General features: G+C 67.9%; 16 protein-coding genes and 2 pseudogenes. 10 read left to right on the top strand and 8 right to left on the bottom strand.

Translation table 11 applies throughout. From position 1 onward, the window contains the following. Positions 1-89: 89 nt before the first annotated feature. The 3 genes from OG241_RS15495 to OG241_RS15485 all read left to right on the top strand — a co-directional run bounded on the left by OG241_RS15495 (position 90) and on the right by OG241_RS15485 (position 3439). Positions 90-782, top strand: coding sequence for a TetR/AcrR family transcriptional regulator (locus OG241_RS15495; protein WP_405815949.1), 693 nt, complete (start codon positions 90-92; stop codon positions 780-782). A gap of 299 nt (positions 783-1081) precedes the next feature. Further along, entirely contained in the window at positions 1082-2050 is a 969-nt protein-coding gene (locus OG241_RS15490; protein ID WP_405826233.1) for an endonuclease/exonuclease/phosphatase family protein, read from the top strand. Between the two features lie 120 nt (positions 2051-2170). Then, positions 2171-3439, top strand: a complete 1269-nt coding sequence (locus OG241_RS15485) for an MFS transporter (RefSeq protein ID WP_405815948.1) — start codon at positions 2171-2173, stop codon at positions 3437-3439. Between the two features lie 78 nt (positions 3440-3517). Here the strand turns inward: OG241_RS15485 and OG241_RS15480 are convergent, their stop codons facing one another. Further along, positions 3518-4168: a tetratricopeptide repeat protein gene (locus OG241_RS15480; RefSeq protein ID WP_405815947.1), complete on the bottom strand. Its 651-nt coding sequence runs from the start codon at positions 4166-4168 to the stop codon at positions 3518-3520. A gap of 123 nt (positions 4169-4291) precedes the next feature. Beyond that, entirely contained in the window at positions 4292-5791 is a 1500-nt protein-coding gene (locus tag OG241_RS15475; protein ID WP_405815946.1) for an arabinofuranosidase catalytic domain-containing protein, read from the bottom strand. Positions 5792-6364: 573 nt separating this feature from the next. Here OG241_RS15475 and OG241_RS15470 point away from each other — a divergent pair. Next, positions 6365-6697, top strand: coding sequence for an ankyrin repeat domain-containing protein (locus tag OG241_RS15470; protein ID WP_405815944.1), 333 nt, complete (start codon positions 6365-6367; stop codon positions 6695-6697). A 1262-nt stretch (positions 6698-7959) separates the two neighbouring features. Here the strand turns inward: OG241_RS15470 and OG241_RS15465 are convergent. After that, positions 7960-8202, bottom strand: a pseudogene (locus OG241_RS15465) (transcriptional regulator); the annotation flags it as partial. Between the two features lie 273 nt (positions 8203-8475). Here OG241_RS15465 and OG241_RS15460 point away from each other — a divergent pair. From OG241_RS15460 to OG241_RS15450, 3 genes and pseudogenes are all read left to right on the top strand, one after another. Continuing rightward, a pseudogene (locus OG241_RS15460) lies at positions 8476-8709 on the top strand (transposase family protein); the annotation flags it as partial. Between the two features lie 70 nt (positions 8710-8779). Further along, the gene (locus OG241_RS15455; protein ID WP_405815943.1) at positions 8780-9805 is read left to right on the top strand and encodes a transposase; all 1026 of its coding nucleotides are present in this window, start codon (positions 8780-8782) and stop codon (positions 9803-9805) included. A gap of 41 nt (positions 9806-9846) precedes the next feature. Then, positions 9847-10350 carry a hypothetical protein gene (locus OG241_RS15450; RefSeq protein WP_405815941.1) on the top strand — a complete coding sequence of 168 codons (504 nt, stop codon included), beginning with the start codon at positions 9847-9849 and terminating at the stop codon, positions 10348-10350. Here the strand turns inward: OG241_RS15450 and OG241_RS15445 are convergent. Continuing rightward, a protein-coding gene (locus OG241_RS15445) for an IS3 family transposase (protein ID WP_405812709.1) occupies positions 10293-11473 on the bottom strand; the annotation gives its coding sequence in 2 pieces (ribosomal slippage) (positions 10293-11209 and positions 11209-11473; 1182 coding nt in all). The two genes, OG241_RS15450 and OG241_RS15445, sit on opposite strands and share 58 nt — an antisense overlap. Positions 11474-11975: 502 nt before the next feature. Here OG241_RS15445 and OG241_RS15440 point away from each other — a divergent pair. Beyond that, on the top strand, positions 11976-12782 hold the full coding sequence (locus OG241_RS15440) for a hypothetical protein (RefSeq protein ID WP_405815940.1): 807 nt from the start codon (positions 11976-11978) through the stop codon (positions 12780-12782). A 305-nt stretch (positions 12783-13087) separates the two neighbouring features. On the opposite strand, the gene OG241_RS15435 is transcribed toward OG241_RS15440, so the two are convergent. After that, positions 13088-14842 carry an NAD+ synthase gene (locus OG241_RS15435; protein WP_405815939.1) on the bottom strand — a complete coding sequence of 585 codons (1755 nt, stop codon included), beginning with the start codon at positions 14840-14842 and terminating at the stop codon, positions 13088-13090. 233 nt (positions 14843-15075) lie between these two features. On the opposite strand from OG241_RS15435, the gene OG241_RS15430 reads away from it, so the two are divergent. Further along, a complete protein-coding gene (locus tag OG241_RS15430) occupies positions 15076-15471 on the top strand; it encodes a hypothetical protein (protein ID WP_405815937.1) in 396 nt (131 codons plus the stop codon). Between the two features lie 96 nt (positions 15472-15567). Here the strand turns inward: OG241_RS15430 and OG241_RS15425 are convergent, their stop codons facing one another. The 3 genes from OG241_RS15425 to OG241_RS15415 all read right to left on the bottom strand — a co-directional run bounded on the left by OG241_RS15425 (position 15568) and on the right by OG241_RS15415 (position 18991). Next, on the bottom strand, positions 15568-17514 hold the full coding sequence (locus tag OG241_RS15425; protein ID WP_405815935.1) for a protease pro-enzyme activation domain-containing protein: 1947 nt from the start codon (positions 17512-17514) through the stop codon (positions 15568-15570). Positions 17515-17696: 182 nt separating this feature from the next. Further along, positions 17697-18317 (bottom strand): DUF305 domain-containing protein, encoded by a 621-nt coding sequence (locus tag OG241_RS15420; protein WP_405815933.1) that lies wholly within the window; start codon positions 18315-18317, stop codon positions 17697-17699. Next, a complete protein-coding gene (locus tag OG241_RS15415) occupies positions 18314-18991 on the bottom strand; it encodes a DUF3105 domain-containing protein (protein ID WP_405815931.1) in 678 nt (225 codons plus the stop codon). The genes OG241_RS15420 and OG241_RS15415 overlap by 4 nt, the downstream gene beginning before the upstream one ends. 328 nt (positions 18992-19319) lie before the next feature. On the opposite strand from OG241_RS15415, the gene OG241_RS15410 reads away from it, so the two are divergent. Next, positions 19320-20681 (top strand): glutamine synthetase family protein, encoded by a 1362-nt coding sequence (locus OG241_RS15410; RefSeq protein WP_006382314.1) that lies wholly within the window; start codon positions 19320-19322, stop codon positions 20679-20681. Positions 20682-20745 lie beyond the last annotated feature (64 nt).

The raw sequence follows: 20745 nt of genomic DNA, 5'->3' as shown, positions 1-20745 counted from the left end.
CCCAAGGGGTGCCATGAGGGGGGACGGGGGCAACGGGGAGAATCGGCGCACCGGCGCATCCGCGCCGGAGAAGGAAAGGAGCAGGTCGCGTGAACCTCGCGGACGGCCCGGCCGACGCAGCCACCACCGCTCGGACCCCGGCCGACGGGACCCCGGCTGATCGGTCCACGGCTGATCGGAGCCCGGCCGATCGGAGCAGCGCCCGTGGCCGCCCCCGGAGCGAAGCCGTGGAGCGCGCCATCATCGAGGGCGTGCTGCGACTCCTGGAGGAAGGCGTGCCGCTCGCGGACATCTCCATCGAGCGGGTGGCACGCACCGCCGGTGTCGGCAAGGCCACCATCTACCGCCGCTGGTCCGGCAAGGAGGAACTGTTCGTCGACGTCATGCGGGTCATGGAACCCGCCGACCCGGAGCTTCCCGGCACGTCGACGCGCGACGACCTGGTCGTCCTGCTGGAGGCGCTGCGCCGCCGGGGACTTGCCAACCAGTCCTCGGCGTTCATGCACAACGTCCAGGCCCAGGTGAAGAGCAGCCCCAAGCTCTGGGCCGCCTACCAGGCCACCGTCATCGAGCCGCGCCGTCTGCTCGGCGCCGAACTCCTGCGCCGCGGCCAGCTGACCGGCGAGGTGCGCCCCGACGTCGACGTCACGATGATGTACGACCTCTTCGTCGGCCCCATGCTGCTGCGCGCCGTACTGCGTACCGACGCGGACCTGCCGGAGGGTCTCGCGGAGCAGATCGTCGACACGCTGCTGGAAGGTCTGCGGCCGGTGGCTCCGTAACCAGCAATTCGTACGCCCCAGGGGCCGGTGGGCGCCCGACTGTGCGTGTTTCGTCACAGACGGCCCTTGACCGGACCGTTACCGGAACTGCTCGCGCCGACTTGTTCGTCATCGTCCCCGTACGGCCGTCATGAGACGGCGAGATCGGAACCGATCATCCCCTAGGGTCTTAGACGCGGGGGACGGACGGTATGCACGGCAGGTTGTGAGGCGACGGTATGGCCCAGCAGGCGTACATGACGGAGACGGACAACGGAGGCTCGGGACCCGAGCGTCGGGGACCCCGGCTTCGGCGCCTGATGACCCGTCTGACGGCCGGCTGGCGGGGCGATCCGAGAATCTGGCGCCGGGGCCTGATCACGGCGGCGCTGGCACTGCTGCTCGCCCTGGTCATGGTCATGCACGCGCAGATCCCCAACCGGATCGGCAACCTCGGCAGCCTCAGTGAGACGTTCCTGCCCTGGTTCGGCATCGTCTCCGTACCGGTGCTGCTCGTCGTCGCGCTGGTCCGGCGCTCCGCGACCGCGCTGATCGCGATCGCGGTGACCACGGCGGTCTGGTTCAACCTCTTCGGCGGGCTGCTCGGCAGCAACGCCGGCACCGGCGGCAATCTGACGGTGGCGACCCACAACGTCAACGCGGAGAACCCGGACCCGGCCGGCACGGCCCGCGAGGTGGCGGCCTCCGGCGCCGACCTCCTCGCCCTGGAGGAACTGACGGACACGGCGGTCCCGACGTACGAGAAGGCCCTCGCGGCGACGTACAAGTACCACTCGGTGCAGGGCACGGTCGGCCTGTGGAGCAGGTATCCGATCAGCGCCTCCCGGCCGGTGGACATCAAGCTGGGCTGGACCCGCGCGATGCGCGCCACCGTCGCGACACCGGAGGGGCCGGTCGCCGTGTACGTCGCCCACCTCCCGTCGGTACGCGTGAAGATGAAGGCCGGGTTCACGGCCCGCCAGCGCGACAAGAGCGCGAACGCGCTGGGCGAGGCGCTCTACGACGAGAAGCTGACCCGCAAGATCCTGCTCGGCGACCTGAACGGCACGATGAACGACCGCGCGCTGAACGCCGTCACCGCCCAGATGCGCTCCACGCAGGGCGCGTCGGGCAGTGGGTTCGGGTTCAGCTGGCCGGCGTCGTTCCCCCTGGCGCGGATCGACCAGATCATGGTGCAGGGCGTGGAACCGGTCAGCTCCTGGTCGCTGCCGCGCACGGCGAGCGACCACCTGCCGATCGCGGCCCGGGTGAAGATTCCGGCCGCGTAGGGGCAACGGCAACGGGCTCGTAACCCGGCGGAATACCGGGCGTGGCAGTCTTTGTTCCGTACTTGAACATAAACTGTACGGACCTGTGCCCGTCGCACCCTTCGAAAGGCCGCTGTTCTGATGTCCCGGCCCACGCCGACCTCCCTGTCCGCCCCCGCCCGCAGGACCACACCCCTGGCCCTGCTCGCCCTCGCCGTGGGTGCTTTCGGCATCGGCACGACCGAGTTCGTGATGATGGGCCTGCTGCCCGAAGTCGCGGACGACCTGAACATCTCGATCCCGACCGCCGGACACCTCGTCTCGGCGTACGCGCTGGGCGTCGTCATCGGCGCCCCGCTGCTCGCGGCGCTCACGGCCCGGATGTCGCGCCGCAAGGTCCTGATCGGCCTGATGGCCCTGTTCGTGGCGGGCAACGCCCTGTCCGCGTTCGCACCGGACTACGACTACCTCCTGGCCGCCCGCTTCCTCAGCGGACTGCCGCACGGCGCCTTCTTCGGCGTCGGCGCGGTGGTGGCGACGACCATGGTGGCCCCGGAACGCAAGGCCCGCTCGGTCTCCCTGATGTTCCTGGGCCTGACGGTCGCGAACGTGCTCGGCGTCCCGGTGGCCACGGCGATGGGCCAGCAGCTCGGCTGGCGGGCGACCTTCCTCGGCGTGAGCGTCATCGGCGTGGCGGCGATAGTCGCGCTGGCGCTGCTGATCCCGCAGGCCCGGGTGGAGACCCCGGTCGCCGGCCTGCGCGGCGAACTGGCCGCCCTGCGGTCGCTGCCGGTCTGGCTGGCCCTCGGTACGACGGTGGCGGGCTTCGGCGCCCTGTTCGCGGCGTACAGCTACATCACCCCGATGCTCACGGACTCCGCCGGGTACGCCGACTCCAGCGTGACGCTGCTGCTGGCTCTGTTCGGCGTGGGTGCGACGATCGGCAACCTGCTGGGCGGACGCCTCGCGGACCACTCGATGCGGCGCACCCTGTTCGGCGGCCTGGTGTCGCTGATCGTGGTCCTGGGCGCGTTCCCGCTGCTGATGAGCGCGCCGTGGAGCGCGGCGCTGGCGGTCACGCTGCTCGGCATGGCGGCGTTCGTCACGGGCTCACCGCTCAACCTGATGGTGATGGAGAAGGCGTCGACGGCCCCGTCCCTGGCCTCCTCGGCCAACCAGGCGGCCTTCAACATGGCCAACGCCGGGGGAGCGTGGATCGGCGGCCTCGCCCTGGCGTCGGGCTTCGGCGTGACGTCCCCGGCGCTGGTGGGAGCGGGACTGGCTGTGCTGGGACTGGGCGTCGCGGGGGTCGCGTACGTGGTGGACCGACGAGCGGTGACTCCGTCGGCGGGACGGGAGCGCGTGGTGGCGACGCACGTGCCTGCGCGGGCGGAGAAGGTGCACCACTGAGGGGTGTTGCGCCGTCCGTCTGCGCAGTGCCCACGAACTCCCCGCTGCAGACCGGCGTTTCGGGCGACCGGCCGTACCTCAGGCCAGGCCGAGCTCCTCGCGGGCTCCGGCCACCCACCGCAGCACGCCGTGGGAGTCGGTGCTCGCGGCGAGCTCCGTCGCCTCCTTGAGCAGTGCCGCCGCGTCGTCCCGCCGTTCCTGCTGGGCGGCGACGTAGGCCAGCCCGATCAGGTTCGCCGCGACCCCCGGCAGGAATCCCAGCTCCCGGCGCAGACGGGTGGACTCCTCGAAGCGCGCCCGGGCCTCGTCCAGCCGGCGGGCCATGTGGTCGGCGAAGCCGAGGTGCCGCAGGACGTAGGACGTCGTCAGTTGGTCACCGGCCCGGGTGGCGAGGCCGAGGGCACGTTCGAAGAGGGGCACGGCGGTCCCGTTGTCGTCGCGGACCACCTGATGGAAGGTGCCTACCCAGAACACGGCTTCCCCTTCGCTCCGGACGTCCCCGAGCAGCCCGTACAGCTCCGCCGCACGTTCGAAGAGCTCCAACTCCCGTACGTCCTCGGCCCGTTCCTCCAGGAAGCGCGCGTGGATCACCTTGCCACGGGTCAGCGCGAGGTCCGCCTCGACCGCGTCGAGGTTCCGGCCGGCGGACACCAGCGCACCGCTGTCACCGCCGAACACGGCACGTTCGTAGAGGAGTTCGGCTTGCCCGATGCGCTCGTCGGCAGTCATGCCGTGATCGTACCGACCGCGTGCGTGTGCCCTCCGTACCGTGCCACGCCCGGCTGGGGGAAGACCGATGGCCTGCCGGAGGTGTGGGCACTCGGCAGGCCACCGGGGTGAGGGGGACCCTCGTCAGGGAGCGATGTCCCACTGCTGGCAGGTGTTGTCGAGCTGCTGCCACTGGCGGACGGCCGTGCCGTTGGCCGTCGCGCAGTTGGTCACGTCCAGGGTCATGCCGGTGTTGACGTTGCTGATCGTGTAGTGGCTGCCCACGTGGGTGACGTCCCACTGCTGGCAGTTGTTGCCGAGTGAGGCCCACAGCTGGACGGCCGTGCCGTTGGACTGGCCGCAGTTCTTGTCGTCCAGGACCGTGCCGCTGTTGACGTTGGTGATGGTGTAGTGGCCGTTGCCCGCACTGGCGAACTTCCACTGCTGGCAGGTGTTGCCGAGCGAGGCCCAGAGGTCGATCGAAGTCCCGTTGGCGGTACCGCAGTTCACCGCGTCCAGCACCTTGCCCGAGTTGGTGTTGGTCAGCCGGTAGGCGGTGCCGGCGACGGGGAAGGTGGCGGCCGGGGTGGTGTAGCCGACGGAGGTGATGTTGGCCTGTACGGCGTTGTCGGCGGCGTCGGTCGGGTAGCCGGCGGTCATGACGCCCTCGAAGAAGGAGCCGTCGGAGCCGTTGCTGTTGTCACCGCCGGTGCCGAGGACGATGGCGCCCTCCTTCTGCATCGGGGTGTAGCCGCCCAGGTTGGGCAGGGCCCCGTTGTACCAGGTGGTCAATGACCCCGATTGTGCGTTGCCGCCCTTGAGGGCGTAGGTCGTCGTGCCGTTGTTCTTCAGCAGAGCCGTGACGAACTCGCTGCTGTTGCCGGTGTTGCTCGGGTAGGAGCCGTTCGCTCCGAAGAAGAGCCCGTTCTCCAGGTCCGCCTCGACCCAGGGGCCCGATCCGGCGCCGGAGCACGAGAACCAGCACTCCGTACCGAAGTTGAGCGCGTCCATGTGGCCGTTGCCGGTGTCGTTGCCGGACGTCTCGGCGTTGCCGTAGTCGAAGCAGCAGCGGTTGTTCACATGGTGGCCGCTGGTCACCATGTACATGCCCTCGGGCTGGCTGCCGGTGGCGATGCCCGAGGTGCTGTTGTCGCGGTAGCCGACGCCGGCCGACACGAAGATCCCGTAGGCGGCGTGCCCGCCGACCGTCACCGGCAGCGCGTTGGCGATGGCGCCGACGTCCTGGCCGCCGTTGCCGCCGGGGCCTTCGACGGTGAGGTTGTTGTGCTGGGGGCTCTGGTCGTAGAGCTGCGTGATGACGCACGTCGTGCCGGAACAGAAGGTGTCCTGCGCGGCGGCGTTGGCGTAGCCGCCCGCGCTGAGGGTGTTGATGTTGGTCGTCGCCGAGTCCGAGGCCCGCTTGACCTGGTAGAGGGCGCCGCTGTACGAGGCGTAGAGCGCGCGGGTGGTGCTGTGCGCGGCGACGCAGGGAGTGCCGGCCGCGGCGTAGATGTCGCACGGGAGTGAGGTCGCGGCCTGGGACGGGCCGGCGGCGCCGACCAGCAGGCCGGCGACGACCGCGATGATCGCGCCGACCGAGAGGAGTATTCCTCTGAGGCGTTGGCGAGGTGAAAGAGAAATCACCGTTGATCTCCGTTCCTGTAGGGCACGACGAATACCCGAAGGTGCCGCTGCGCGGAGGGGGATAAATACAGCGGAGCTTCGTCGCGGGGGTGGAGGAAAACCCCTGTCCCTGGGGGCGGGACAGGATGTGAGCGCTAACAATGGTGACGCTTAAGTGAAGGCGCCTGCGCGGCACTTCGGACGGCGGGTGGGAATATACCTGGAGGTCAGGTGGCCGCCAGTATGGCTTCGGGGTGAAGTTGCGTCAATGTTTCCGGCATGAGTCACATGCGAGCGCTAACAAGTCGTCAAACGCTGGCCAATAAGTCGTCAAGTTTTCGTGCAGGAAAGGGGGGCTTTGGGAGAAGGTCGAAATGTCGAACGATTTTTGATCGAAATGCCGAACCAAATGAGTTGCTCGAAATTCCGAACCAGTAGCGGTGAACGACGCCACGGCTTCGGGGGAGGTCCGCCCCGCCCCCGCTGCTTCTTCAGTCCAGGCCCGCGCCCCGGCAACGTAGACGCCGGCTCAATAGTGACTGGTGGCGGGGACAGTCGCTGGCGGGCGGGCTGTGGTGGCGATTGAATGCCTCGGTGAGTGACTATTGGACGCCCGCCCATCGCGCGGTCGAGCACGAGGACGCGGAGACCCTGGCGCGGTTGCTGGGCGACGGGTCCGACCCCGACGAGGTCTTCGGCGACATGACGCTGCTGACACATGCGATTGACGCCGAGGGCGATGGTTGTCTGCAGAGCGGCCCACCGCCGACTGTGCACACCACTGCTGTGCTGCTGGCTTTCGGGGCTGCTCCGGAGCTCGCGGATCCAGCCGGTCGCAGTCCCATGGATATGGCCGAACACTACGGCCACGACCTGGCGGTGAAGCTGCTGCGGGCCCATATCGGCCGGGCCGCAGGCAACAGGTAGGGGAGGGCGGTACGGCTGATCGCCGCCGCGTTCGTCGGCGACGGCGATCAGCTACTGGGCCTCGTGCGTGTGCGGAATCAGCTCCGCTTGCCGACGCAGCAATTCACGAACTGACGCCGTTCGCAGGGAACGGCCCCGGACGGTGGCAACAGCACGTGCACACCAGGTAGCGCAGTCCGGGAAAGCCGCTCTCCCGGGGCTCCGCGTCCTGGCACACGCCATGGGTGCCGATGGAGCAGCGGCCGGAGACGTACGGGCGTTCTGGCGTCCAGGCCGGCTCGGGGGCGCGGGTCACTCGTCCGTCTCCCTGCCGAGGTTGGTCATCGGGTAGAGCGGGATCACATTCCAGGTGCCGCCCTTCGGGTCTCGGTGATCCCCGACGTGTCCAAGGGGGAGAACACAGGCCCCCACCTCGCTGAGGATCGGGGCGCGGTAGAACAGTGAGGCGCGAACTTTCTCGCACCGGTTCGTGTTCGCAGTCGTCGGAATCATCGCTCGCCTCCGGCGTATGCGAGGCGGTAGGCATTCCACAGTTCCCGTCCGCTTCCGCAACCGTGCTGCGCTTTGCGGACGCTCTTGCAGTCGGCGCACCTGCGAGTGTGCTCAAACCACTGGCGGTAGGTGCGCAGTATGGGCAACTCGACTTGCCGTACGGCCGAGTTGACCCTCCTGCCGGTCATCGGACGGCACCCCCGGTCAGGACTGGTTGCATGTTGCGAGTATCGAGGTCGAGCCGCAAGTGAGCCGCCAGCATCAGCACGCGCCGTCGCCGCCATCTCAACACGTGTTCGCCCGCTTTCCAGTACGGCCGTACACGGGCCGTACGCGGTGCGGTGACCTCGGATACCTGATCGGCGAGGTCGGGCAGGTACGGCCGTGAGAGGCGGGATGCGGAACCGTCCAGGGGTGCGTTGTCGGCGCTGTACGGGGACCGGCGCTGAGTACTCTCCCGAGTTGCCAGGCGCACGTGATCTCTTGCGTTCTTGTTCGTTACGACGGTTCGAATCGCCGTCGACGCCCTCCGCCGGGTGCCGGTTGGTGGAAACAGGCGGGTGAGGCCCCAGAACGCCAGGGACGCCAGAAGCCAGTGCAGCGCGGCAGCGCTACGCTCGGCCATGTTCATCACTCCCTTGAAGTGGTGGGCCATGCCCCCGGACCGGTCGCACGGTCGCGGGGGTCTTTGCACTTCCACATCATGGGGACAGTAGAAGGTCGGAACTATCAGACATCGCTGATAGCCCCGGCCTTTGCTTGACGCTATGTCACATACTGAGCCAAGAACCGAAGTTGTTGAAGGTATCCGGCATCCTGCGCCTGGCCGCTTCCAGCCCGGCATAGGTCTCGCGCACCGTGGGGTGATATCGAGTTTGCTGCGGCGCCAGTTTGCGTGCTCTCGTCAGGCTCCTGAACGCCGCGTCGGTGCGGCCCGTCCACATCTCCGCCCGCGCGACCTCGGCGTGGTGATGCGCCAGCCGGGACGGGGGCCACTCGGCGGGAATCGCGATCTCCTGCGCCGTGTGCTCGTCCATATGCGGGGGCATACCGGGCTCCGTTCTGACTCGACACCAGAACGGTACCCCTGGCGATGCCGGGGAACGATGCGATTAGTCCTCCAGCTGTAGATCGCGATCTTCATGTCTGGGATGCGGATTGTTGCCGTCGAGGGCGGGGCTGCGGGCGTGTTCGTCGGCACGGACTACCGCGAGTGTGGACGGTCACGTAATTCGGCTCTGTCGGAGATCTTGTGATGTCACCTGCCTGAGCGGGGCATCTACCGAGTGTGCAGTTCAGGGGTTTTGGGGCGGTTACTGCCGCATTTAGCTGGTGTGGTGGTCGAGTCGATCGAGCGTGCGACCGGAACGGTCACGTTCTGCGCTCACTCTGCAGTGCCTACGGCGAGGTGCCCAAGATGCGGGGTGGTGTCGTGGCGTGTGCACGGCCGGTACGCGCGCCGGCTTGCTGACGCGCCCATCGGCGGAGCCTCGGCCATGGTCGAACTCGTGGTGCGCCGGTTCAAGTGCCTCAATCCGCAGTGCCCGGCGGTGACGTTCGCCGAGCAGATCGAGGGTCTGACCAGCCCGCATGCCCGGTACACGCCGCTGCTGCGCCGGGACGCCGCAGGCCCGGCAGGTGGCGGACGCCTGGCACCTGCTGCGCAACCTCGCCGAAGCGGTGGAGAAGACGGTCGGTGCCCATCACCAGTGCATCCGCACGGCGTTCACGACACCCCCGGCCGTCACGGAGTCCGCCACGGCTCTCAAAAGGACGGCGGAGCCACCGTCGGAAGGGATGCCGTTCGTCCCGCCGGACGGCACCCGGGATGTCCTCGGGCACCCGAGGCGGCTCGTGGCCCGCACCACCGAGCGGTACACAGCGGTGCAGCATCTGATGTCCGAGGGCAAGTCCCTGACCGCGATCCGCCGCCAGCTACGGCTGGACCCCTCCACCGTCCGGCGCTTCGCCCGTGCCCGGAATCTCGACGAACTGCTCGTCAAGGCCATCAACCGGGCATCCATCCTCGACGAACACAAGCCCTACCTGCACATGCGCTGGTCGGAGGGCTGCCACGACATCCCACAGCTGCACCGCGAACTGCGCGCACGTGGCTTCACCGGCGACATCCAGTGCGTCCGCCGCTACTTCCGCCCCTTCAAAAAGCCGCACAGCCCCAAGCCGAAGAACCCGCCCGCGCCCGCTCCCGAGCTGCGGCCCGCACCGAAACCCCGGCGCGTCGTCCGCTGGATCATGACCAACCCCGAACACCTCGCCGAGACCGACGCGGCCGAGCTCAAAGAGATCCGGGCCTCCTGCCCCCACCTCGATGCCATGGCACGCCACGTGCGCGCCTTCGCCGACATGATGCGCGATCTGCGCGGCGACGACCTGCCCACGTGGATGGATCGCGTCCTCACCGATGACCTGCCCGCTCTGCACTCCCTGGTCAACGGCATGAAGCGAGACCTAGACGCAGTCACCGCCGGCCTGTCGACGCCCTGGAGCTCAGGCCAGGTCGAAGGCCACGTGACCAGGGCCAAACTCCTCAAGCGTATGGGCTATGGGCGCGCGAACCTCGACCTTCTTCGCCGACGCATACTCCTCGGCCCGTGAGATCACCCGACCATTCAGGTGCCACTGCTATCGTCCGCCGCGTGACTCGTGACGAGGAAATCCTGGACTCGATACGGCGGGACTCCGGTCTCGCCGAGCTGCTGTGGCACGTCTGCGAGTTTGATCTCTCGCGTGACGATCACGGGGAGTCTGTCCGGCTCTCGTCCGGGCTTGCTCTGCAGGGTGTTGCCGGTGATTTCACTGGCGGAACATTCTTCCTCTGTGGTGAAGGCAGCAAGGGCCGGCCCGTTCTCTATGCCAGCTCCGAAGGACAAGCCGGTTTGATCGGCCAGAGCCTGACCGAGGCGTTGGAGATCATTGTTGGGTTGCCGTCCTGGTGGGACTGCCTGAAGTTCTCTGGATCTGGTGATCTGACGACCATGCAGACTACTGCCGACCACCTTTGCCATGACGAGCTCAGGGACCAACCCGAGTTCGGCGCGGTGAGGGGTCTCGCGGTTTCCGGACAGGCTTCTGACCGTCTATTTCATGCGGCGATTCGCAACTTCTCGTACTCGGCGTGGACTTCGCGCGGAGGGCGGTAACCCACCGCCGAGTGGAGGCGCTTGCGATTGTACCAGAATTCGATGTAGCGAGTGATGTCCTGCCGGGCGGCCTCGCGGGTCAGGTAAGTCACCCTTGATACGCGCTCATTCTTCAGGGCGCCGAAAAATGATTCGGCCATGGCGTTGTCGAAACAGATTCCGGTGCGGCCAGATGATCTGCGGAGCCCGAACCGGTCGAGCGTCCTCCCGAACTCGGATGACATGTAGTTGCTGCCCCGGTCGGAGTGAAATATCGCGCCGGCCGAGAGCTTCCTGTTCCGTGCCGCGTTGCGGATCGCCCTGGATATCAACGGAGTTTGGTAGTGGTCGTCCATTGCGTAGCCGATCACTTCCTTCGTGCAACAGTCGATGACTGTCGCGAGGTACAGCCAGCCTTCCCCGGTCGCGATATAGGTAATGTCGCCGACGAGCTTTTCACCAGGCGCAGCCGCGGTGAAGTCGCGGCCGACGAGGTCTGGCACCAAGCCAGCCGCAGTCTGAGTGAGGTTGAACCTCTTCGGGCGTGGCTGGCAAGGCACCAGGTCCAGTTCACGCATGAGGCGGCGGACCAGCTCCACGCCCGCGGCGACGCCCCAGCGGTCCAGCTGGGCCTGGACGCGCCGGTGCCCGTAGGTGCTGTCGGACATGTCGAAGACCTTCTCGATGAGCAGTTTCAATTCTTCGCGCCGCTGGACTGTCGCGGATTCCGGGCGGGATCTCCAGTCGTAGTAGCCGGATCTGGATACGCCGAGCCGACCGCACATGAACTCGACGCTGTATGCGTACTCCTCGGTGTCGAGCCGCATCTCGTCGATGAACTCGTACTTGCCTGCTACCGGGGATCCTTCGCGAAGTACGCTGCGGCTTTTTTCAGGAAAGAATTTTCCATCTCCAGCTCACGGTTACGTCGTTCGAGTTCCCTCAGGCGTGCCCGCTCGTTCACCGTCAGTTCCGCGTCGGGAGCCGGTTCCTGCTGCTTCTGATGCTTCTTCACCCAGCCGCGTAGCGTCTCCGAGTTCAGCTCAAGCTCCCGGGCGACTTCGGAGATCGTCTTGCTCGACCTCAACGCGATCTGGACGGCTTCCTCACGGAACTCCGGCGAGTACTTACTGGGTGGCGCCACTTCTTCCTCGTTTCCTTGTCCAGGACAACCCTATTGGGTGCCTGTCCGGAAACTTCGGGGCCCCTCAGCGGATCGAGTACGCCTGGCTGCGGCACTGGGCTTGGAGCTCGAATCGGTCCCGTCCCTGTTGACTCGCCTCCATACTGCGGTCTCTGGCACGACGCCTGACTTCATCCTCACCGTCGAGACGGGAGAGGAGTACGAGTCGCTCTTCGGCCCCTGGCTGCCGAGCCGCAATCCATCCTGGCAGTGAAAGATGAAGTAGGGCTGCCCTTTGGAGCCGGTGCTCAAGGTGCAGCCGCGGATGTACACACACAAGCGGATCAGTTCGCAGACCGCCGACGGCAGTCACCACAAGATCTCCGACAGAGCCCGTAATTCCCCATCCTGGTGGTCCCGCAATTCCCCAGGTCCTCGCTTGATCGTGGAGGAGACCGCGTCGGCGGGCTGATCGGGCCGCGGGTCTTGATCACTGCCGATGCTGCTCGTTAGGTTGGCCGGCATGTCCTTGCCGCAGGAAGTTCAGCTGACGACGTCCACGTTCCTGGCCGCCATCGATGCTTCTGCGCCTGGCCTGGTCGAGGGGCTGTACTTGATCGGCTCTCTGGGTTTCGGTGAGTTCTTCCCCGAGCGCAGTGATGTCGACTTCGTGGCCGTGCTGGCGGAACGCCCGGATGCCGGAGCGGTTGCTGCTCTCGATGCTGCGCATGAGGTCGTGCGCCGTCAGCATCCTCGTCCGTTCTTCGATGGTGTCCACTTGGTTCGGGACGACCTGGCCAAGCCGCCGGGACAGTGTGCGGATCTGCCGTGCACCCAGAACGGGGCCTTCGACGCGGCTGGCCGGTCGGGGGTAAACCCGGTCGCCTGGCATGAGCTAGCCAGGCACGCTGTGACGGTCCGTGGCCCGGTCCTGACCGAGGCGGAGATGTGGACCGACGACGACGCGTTGCGCGCCTTCACCCATGGCAACCTGGTCGGTTACTGGGCTGGTGTCGTGGACGATCTGGTGAACAGCCCAGAGGACGCCGCCCAGGAGTGGGCCGCGGAATGGTGCGTCCTCGGTGTCAGTCGGCTGCATCACCTGCTGGCGACGGGAGCGTTGACGTCGAAGAGCGGAGGCGGCCGGTATGCCTTGAGCGCCTTCGAGCCGCGGTGGCACCCGATCGTCCACGAGGCGTTGCGGGTGCGCGAGGACACTGGTGCGCCGTCGTCCTATGACGCGGCCCCGGAACGCCGGGGCCGCGAGACGGCCGAGTTTACGGCCATGGTCGTCGAGGCTGGTCTGGCGATGGGGGCCTCTCGGGGCTGAGGATCGACTCCGCGGTCGGTGATCGCGTCGGTTTCCCCAGCCCTCGGGCAGAGTCAGCTACTTGATAGGGGGTTCGGTCGGGGCGCCAGCGCCATCGACATCCGGATCAACCGGCACAGCGACTGAGTCGACTTCGTTCCATTTGGTTCGTGACTGGTTGCGCTACTTTGCATGCAGTCAACGGAATGAACTTTAAGGCCCTGATGGCGTCTCGCGGTTGCGAGGTGATATCAGGGCCATTTTATATGCGGGCACCCCTCAGGTGGCGCTGCGTTTATAGAAGGTGGCCAGGGCGAATCATGTTCCTACACCGACTCCCGCCACCCGTTCGTGATGGGCAGCCGCCGGTCCTTGCCGAACCCCTTCGCCGAGATCTTCGTGCCCGGCGGGTACTGCCGCCGCTTGTACTCCGCCGTGTCGACCATCCGCAGCACCCGGGTCACCAGTTCCGCGTCGTATCCGGCCGCCACGATCGCGTCGGCGCCCGTGTCCCGGTCCACGTACAGCTCGAGAATCGCGTCGAGCACCGGATAGTCGGGGAGGGAGTCCGTGTCCACCTGATCAGGCCGCAACTCCGCGCTCGGCGGCTTGGTGATCGAGTTCTCCGGGATCGGCGGAGTCTCGCCCCGTTCCGCGGCAGCCCTGTTGCGCCACTCGGCCAGCCGGAAGACCGACGTCTTGTACACGTCCTTGATCGGGCCGTACGCGCCCACCGAGTCGCCGTACAACGTCGAGTACCCCACGGCCAGTTCACTCTTGTTGCCCGGCGCCAGCACGATGTGCCCCTCCTGGTTGGAGATCGCCATCAGCATCGTGCCCCGCAGCCGCGACTGGAGGTTCTCCTCCGCCAGGCCCGTCAGCCCCAGCGAGCCCATATACGCGTCGAACATCGGCTCGATCGGCACCGTACGGAAGTTGAGGCCCGTACGCCGGGCCAGTTCCGCCGCGTCGCCGATCGAGTGGTCGGACGAGTACTTCGACGGCATCGCCACGCCGTACACGTTCTCCGCGCCCACCGCGTCGCACGCGAGCGCCGCTACCAGCGCCGAGTCGATACCGCCGGACAGGCCGATCAGCACCGACCTGAAGCCGTTCTTCACCGCGTACGCCCGCAGGCCCACCACCAGCGCCGAGTACATCTCCTCGGCGTCGTCCAGGCGCTCCGCGTAGCTGCCCGTCAGCTCGGGCTCGTACGCCGGCAGCGGGTTCTCGGACAGGACCACGCGGTCGATCCGCAGACCGTCGTCCACCACGCCGGTCGGGGCGTCGGCCAGGGCGGCCGGCAGGTCGAGGTCGAGGACCACACAGCCCTCCGTGAACTGCGGGGCCCGTGCGATCACCTCGCCGTCCTTGTCGACGACGATCGAGTCGCCGTCGAACACCAGCTCGTCCTGGCCGCCGACCATCGCGAGGTACGCGGTCGTGCAGCCCGCCTCCTGGGCGCGCTTGCGGACCAGTTCCAGGCGGGTGTCGTCCTTGTCGCGCTCGAACGGGGACGCGTTGATCGAGAGCAGGAGACCAGCCCTCGCCGAGCGCGCCGCCGGGACCCGGCCGCCGTCCTGCCAGAGGTCCTCGCAGATGGCGAGCGCCACGTCGACGCCGTGCACGCGCAGTACGGGCATGGTGTCGCCCGGCACGAAGTAGCGGAACTCGTCGAAGACGCCGTAGTTCGGGAGGTGGTGCTTGGCGTAGGTCAGGAGCACCTCGCCCCGGTGCAGCACCGCGCCCGCGTTGCGCGGGGAGCCGGCCGGGCGGCCGAACTTCGGCAGGTCGGTCTCGGACCGGTCGAGGTAGCCGAGGACCACCGGCAGCTCGCCGAAGCCCTCGTCGGCGAGGCGCGTGGCGAGTGAGCGCAGGGCCGCGCGGGACGCCTCCACGAAGGAGGAGCGCAGGGCGAGGTCCTCGACGGGGTACCCGGTCAGCACCATCTCCGGGAACGCCACGAGGTGCGCTCCCTGCTCGGCGGAGTGCCGGGTCCAGCGGAGGACCGAGTCCGCGTTGGCGGCGATGTCGCCGACGCGCGAGTCGATCTGGTTCAGGGCGAGGCGTAGTTGAGGCACGCCGCCAAGTGTAATCGTCAATGCGACGCGATGGGGTGGTGCGGAGTGTGGGTCGCCCCACGCCCGGGCGGGGTCCCGCTCCTGGTTCGGCGGTCGGACGACGCATGTCGGGCCCGCGGCAAGGCGCTTCGGGTCATCTCTCCACGATGGCAGGGCAATGGGACAGTGAAGTGCATTGCCGGGATGTCATGACCGCGTCTTCAATAAGGGGTATGGCGTACAAAAGTGCACAGGTGGAACCTGCGGTTCGCAGGTCGGGCTGGGGTTGGTTCCTGGCGTGGTTCGCGGTGGGGGCGTGCTTGGCCACCGGGCTCGCCGCCATCCTGTCGGTGGGGCTGGTGTTCCTTGTCGTGGGCGCCGTGGCCGCGGGGCTGCTGCTGCGGAAGGGGCCGCAGAACGCCGCCGTCGGAGGTCTCGCGGGCCTGGCGCTGCCACTCTTCTACCTCGCGTACCTGAACCGAGGCGGCCCGGGGAACGTCTGCAGTTCCTCGTCGGGCGGGCAGACGTGTGTGGACGAGTACACCCCCGTTCCGTTCCTGATCGGCGGCGCACTCGTGCTGGCCGCGGGTTTCGTGATCTTCCTCCTGCTGGAGCGAGGCGGGCGAGGAGCCCGGCCGCCGCGCGCGTAGCGGGAGTCGGCAGAGCGGGACCCGGACAAAGACGAAAAGAGCCCGCCCCCGGACGGTGAACGCTCCGGGGGCGGGCTTCGGTCGTGCCGCCTGGTCTCAGCGGCGGCGGTACGACTCGACGTAGCCGCTCGCGGGCGAGCCCACGCCGGTCACGTCGTCGTAGCCGCGTACGGCCTGCAGCGAGCTGTCCTTGCCGAGGCTGCGGACGGAGGTGAGGATCCCGTCCGTGGAGTCGTAGCCGTTGGCGAAGTCGACGCGTGCCTCGGCGAGTCCGTACCCCGTGGGGTTGTCGGTCACGTCGTGGTAGACCTTCGCGTGCGCGGCGTACGTCGCGTAGATCGCCGGGTTGGCGAAGCCGATCGCCTTGCCGCCGCGCGCCTCCTGGGCCAGGGCCTGGACGGCCGCGATCACCGGTGCCGCCAGCGACGTACCGCCGATGCGGTACTCGTCGTAGGCGACGCCACCCGCCGGCAGGGTCTGGGTCTGGCCGACCTTGAAGCCGGTGTTCGGGTCGGCGATCGCCGCGATGTCCGGGACGACCCGGTTGCCCTTCGAGCTGTTGGCCTTGGCCAGGTAGTCCGGGACGAGGCCCTTCTGGTAGAAGGGCTCCGCGACGGTCGCGCTGGTGCCGCCGCCCGCGCCCGAGGTGTAGGCGCCCGGGAAGTTCGTCCAGCTCTTGCCGTCCGCCGACAGCGCGGCCTTCTCGGTGCCCCAGCCGGTCTCCCACTGGTACTTGTCGCCCCGGCCGACCGCCAGCGACGTACCGCCGACCGCCGTCACCCACGCCGAGTTGGCCGGGGTGTCGACCTGCTTCTGGCCGGTGTTGACGACCTCGTCGCCGTTGTCGCCGGAGGAGAAGTAGAAGCCGATGCCCTGGACCGCGCCGAGCTTGAACACCTGGTCGTAGGCGGCGGCCAGGTCCGGCGTCTGGTTGGCCTCGATGTCGCCCCACGAGTTGGAGACGATGTCGGCGAGGTGCTTGTCGACGATCTTGCCGAGCGAGTCGAGCAGATCGTCGTCGAAGCAGGACGCGGCGCCCACGTACGTGATGTCGGCGTCCGGCGCGACCGCGTGCACGGCCTCGACGTCGAGGGTCTCCTCGCCGTACCAGCCGGCGGCGCCGCAGTCCTCGGTGTACCGGTAGTTCGCCGGCAGGACCTGCTTGAGCTGGCCCTTCCGGTAGTCGGCGTCGCCGTGCTTGCCCGCGTAGGTGGCGGCGTCGCCGGCGATGTACGGCGAGGCGTAGGCGTCCGTGATGGCGACGCGCACCTTCTTGCCGGTCCAGCTGCCCGCGCCGTACGCGGCTCGCAGCTGCTTGCCCGTGTAGCCCTCGACGGCGTACGGGATCTGCGCGCCGTACGCCGTCGGCAGCGAGGCGGCGGTGTTCGAGCCGTAGTACGTGGAGAACGGACCCGAGTTGCGGAACACCGTCTCCGGCGCCGGCAGCGTGTCGTCGTGGGTCGCCGTGTGCGGGGCGTTGTCCAGACCCGTGACGGTCAGGACGGCGCCCTTCAGGCTCTCCGGCGCGGACGCGGCCTTCGCCGGGGCACGGTAGGTCTTCTTGCCCTTGGCGTAGTTGTGCAGCTGCGTACTGAAGGCCTTCTCGGCTGCCGCCACGTCACCGGTCACCGTGACGTAGTGGGCCGTGACACCGGTGACCTTGAGGCCCGACGCCGTCAGCCACGCCTTGACGGCGGCGACCTGGGCCGGGGAGGCCCCGAAGCGCTGCTGGACCTGCGCCGCGGTGAGGTACTTGCCGTACGAGGCGGACTTCGGGTCGGACACGGCCTTCGCGTACGCGGTCAGTCCGTTGGCGTCCCGGCCGGCGAGATACACCCGGGCGGACACCTTGGAGCTGTCGGGCGTGGCGCCCTTGTCCGCCTTGGCGGTGGCCCACGCGGGCCTGGTGCCGGCGAGCGTGTCCCGGCCCGGGGCGTCCGCGGCATGGGCCGCGGGAATGCCGAGCGCCAGCGCGCCGGCGAGCAGAGGCAGTGTCGCTGCCAGGCTCACACCGGCGCGCTTGATGGCGCGGTTGGATCTCATGGAACCCCCTGATGCGGTTCAACGCGAGCAAGACGAGTGATCACTCGCCGCTGGCCACTCTCGCGATGAACTGTTCATGCCAGGGGAATCCTTGGGGAATGGGTGTACCAAGAAGCACCCAAGGGAACGTATACGCAAGCGATTTGAGGCTTACGTCCCACGGCGAAACATCGACAAATCTATCAAGTCGCCGTCGCGCCGCGCTCCTTCAGCATCCCCGCCATCAGGGAGATCTCCGACTCCTGCGCGTTGACCATGCCCTGCGCGAGCCGCTTCTCAACCCCCACCTCGCACCGCTCCACACAGCCCTGCGCCATGTGGATACCGCCCTGGTGGTGCTTGGTCATCAGCTGGAGATAGAAGACCTCGGCCTGCTTGCCGTCGAGCTTGCCCAGCTTCGTCATCTCGGTGTTGGTCGCCATGCCCGGCATCAGCGCGCCGTCCTTGCCGTCGGCCATGCCCGCCATGTCCATCCAGGTCATCGGCGCGTCCGAGGACACCTTCGGCAGCTCCCACAGGTCGAGCCAGCCCAGCAGCATGCCGCGCTGGTTGGCCTGCGTCTGTGAGATGTCGTACGCGAGCCGCCGGATCTCCTCGTTGGTCGTCCGGTCGCGCACGATGTACGACATCTCGACGGCCTGCTGATGGTGGACCGCCATGTCACGGGCGAACCCGGCGTCCGCCGAGTCGGCGGCGGGCGCCGTCGTCCCGGCGTCGTCGCCGTCGGCGACCGCGTACGTGATCGCGCCGGCCGCGACGAGCGCCGTCACGGCGGCAGCGGCGATCAGGGGCGCCCGCTTCACTGCGACAGCCCGTTCGTGCAGGCGGCACCCGGCTCGGGCGTCTGCTTGCCCTGGACGAACTCCTCGAAGAACTTGTCCACGTTCGGGTCCTTGGCGCTGGTCACCGTGCGCTGCTTGCTCCAGGCGGAGAGCATGATCGGATCCGCCTGCTTGTCGTCCGGGCTCATCAGCGTGTACGGCGTCTTCTTCACCTTGGCCGCGAGCGCGTCGATGTCGCTCTTCGCCGCCTTGCTGTTGTACGTCACCCAGACGGCCCCGTGCTCCAGCGAGTGCACGGCGTTCATGTTGTTGAGCGCCTTGGTGTAGACGTCGCCGTTGCAGTTCATCCAGACCTGGTTGTGGTCACCGCCGACCGGGGGCTCCATCGGGTAGTTCACGGTCTTGGTGACGTGGTTCTGGGTGAGCTTCTTGTCCCAGGTCTTCACGCCGTCCGCGCCGGTGACGAACTTGCCCGTGCCCTTGGAGTCGCTCGCCGCGGTGTCACTGTCGTCGGACTGCGACTTCACGAGGACCGTCGCGCCGACGACCAGGCCGGCCACTATGACGACGCTCACACCGATCGTGAGGATCCGGTTCCGGCGCTCACGCGAGCGCTCGGCGCGCCGCATCTCCTCTATGCGCGCCTTGCGCGCCGCGCTGCCACTGTCTTTGGCGCTCTTCTTGGCGGAACCCATGGGATCGATCCTTCTGGGGAAAGGGGCGGTCGGTTGGCCGGTCGGCTGATCCGTCTCTGATCGTAATCCGTGGCCACTGATCGTAATCCGCGACCGCCCGCAACGGTTCCGGTCCGCGGTCACCCATTACGCATGTCGTCGCGACCAGGCAAGATGAGGGGCAGAGCGTGACACTTGCCGTACGCGAGGCGTTCACTCGGGCGTCGGCTGGACGATCAAGGTGCGCAACGCGCATGAAATGCTGTTGTGGTGTCATGCTCGGGTGCCCGACCGCCTTCCGTGGTGCGGGAGACAGGCGGCCTGACCAGCAAGGATGGGGAAGCGGAAGATGGACAAGCAGCAGGAGTTCGTGCTCCGGACGTTGGAGGAGCGTGACATCCGGTTCGTCCGGCTGTGGTTCACGGACGTGCTGGGCTTCCTCAAGTCCGTCGCCGTGGCCCCGGCCGAGCTGGAGCAGGCCTTCGACGAGGGCATCGGTTTCGACGGCTCCGCGATCGAGGGATTCGCTCGCGTATACGAGTCCGACATGATCGCCAAGCCCGACCCGTCGACGTTCCAGATCCTCCCCTGGCGCGCGGAGGCCCCCGGCACCGCCCGGATGTTCTGCGACATCCTCATGCCGGACGGCTCGCCGTCCTTCGCGGACCCGCGCTACGTCCTCAAGCGCGCCCTCACGCGCGGCTCCGACCTGGGCTTCACGTTCTACACCCACCCGGAGATCGAGTTCTTCCTCCTGAAGGACAAGCCGCTGGACGGCAGCCGCCCGACCCCGGCCGACAACTCCGGCTACTTCGACCACACCCCGACCCACGTCGGCCAGGACTTCCGCCGCCAGGCGATCACGATGCTGGAGTCCATGGGCATCTCGGTCGAGTTCTCCCACCATGAGGGCGCCCCCGGCCAGCAGGAGATCGACCTGCGGTACGCGGACGCGCTGTCCACGGCGGACAACATCATGACGTTCCGCCTGGTCATGAAGCAGGTGGCGCTGGAGCAGGGCGTCAACGCGACGTTCATGCCGAAGCCGTTCTCCGAGCACCCCGGCAGCGGCATGCACACGCACCTCTCGCTCTTCGAGGGCGACCGCAACGCGTTCTACGAGTCGGGTTCGGAGTACCAGCTCTCCAAGGTGGGCCGGTCCTTCATCGCGGGCCTGCTGAAGCACGCGGCGGAGATCGCGGCGGTCACCAACCAGTGGGTGAACTCGTACAAGCGCATCTGGGGCGGCTCGGAGCGCACCGCGGGTGCCGGCGGCGAGGCCCCCTCGTACATCTGCTGGGGCCACAACAACCGCTCGGCCCTGGTCCGCGTCCCGATGTACAAGCCCGGCAAGACGGGCTCCGCGCGCGTGGAGGTCCGCTCCCTGGACACGGGTGCGAACCCGTACCTGGCCTACGCCGTCCTGCTGGCCGCCGGCCTCAAGGGCATCGAGGAGGGCTACGAGCTGCCTCCGGGCGCCGACGACGACGTCTGGGCCCTCTCGGACGCGGAGCGCCGCGCGATGGGCATCGAGCCGCTTCCGCAGAACCTGGGCGAGGCGCTGTCCCTCATGGAGCGCAGCGAACTGGTCGCCGAGACGCTCGGCGAGCACGTGTTCGAGTTCTTCCTGCGTAACAAGCGCCAGGAGTGGGAGGAGTACCGCAGCGAGGTCACCGCGTTCGAGCTGCGGAAGAACCTGCCGGTGCTTTGACGCTCCGCTACGGGCCGTGACCACAGTCGCGGCCCGTGGGGGGCTTGTCGCGCAGTTCCCCGCG

This window comes from Streptomyces sp. NBC_01390 (assembly GCF_045040105.1).
In the GTDB taxonomy this organism is placed as follows: domain Bacteria; phylum Actinomycetota; class Actinomycetes; order Streptomycetales; family Streptomycetaceae; genus Streptomyces.
This window is presented reverse-complemented; position numbering and strand designations above follow the sequence as displayed.

What these genes read in the sequence shown, in the direction of transcription:
- OG241_RS15490 (WP_405826233.1), top strand. Translation starts at nt 1,082, where the DNA reads ATGACCCGTCTGACGGCCGGCTGGCGGGGCGATCCGAGAATCTGGCGC.
- OG241_RS15485 (WP_405815948.1), top strand. Translation starts at nt 2,171, where the DNA reads ATGTCCCGGCCCACGCCGACCTCCCTGTCCGCCCCCGCCCGCAGGACC.
- OG241_RS15480 (WP_405815947.1), bottom strand. Translation starts at nt 4,168, where the DNA reads ATGACTGCCGACGAGCGCATCGGGCAAGCCGAACTCCTCTACGAACGT.
- OG241_RS15455 (WP_405815943.1), top strand. Translation starts at nt 8,780, where the DNA reads ATGCCCGGTACACGCCGCTGCTGCGCCGGGACGCCGCAGGCCCGGCAG.
- OG241_RS15440 (WP_405815940.1), top strand. Translation starts at nt 11,976, where the DNA reads ATGTCCTTGCCGCAGGAAGTTCAGCTGACGACGTCCACGTTCCTGGCC.
- OG241_RS15425 (WP_405815935.1), bottom strand. Translation starts at nt 17,514, where the DNA reads ATGAGATCCAACCGCGCCATCAAGCGCGCCGGTGTGAGCCTGGCAGCG.
- OG241_RS15415 (WP_405815931.1), bottom strand. Translation starts at nt 18,991, where the DNA reads ATGGGTTCCGCCAAGAAGAGCGCCAAAGACAGTGGCAGCGCGGCGCGC.
- OG241_RS15410 (WP_006382314.1), top strand. Translation starts at nt 19,320, where the DNA reads ATGGACAAGCAGCAGGAGTTCGTGCTCCGGACGTTGGAGGAGCGTGAC.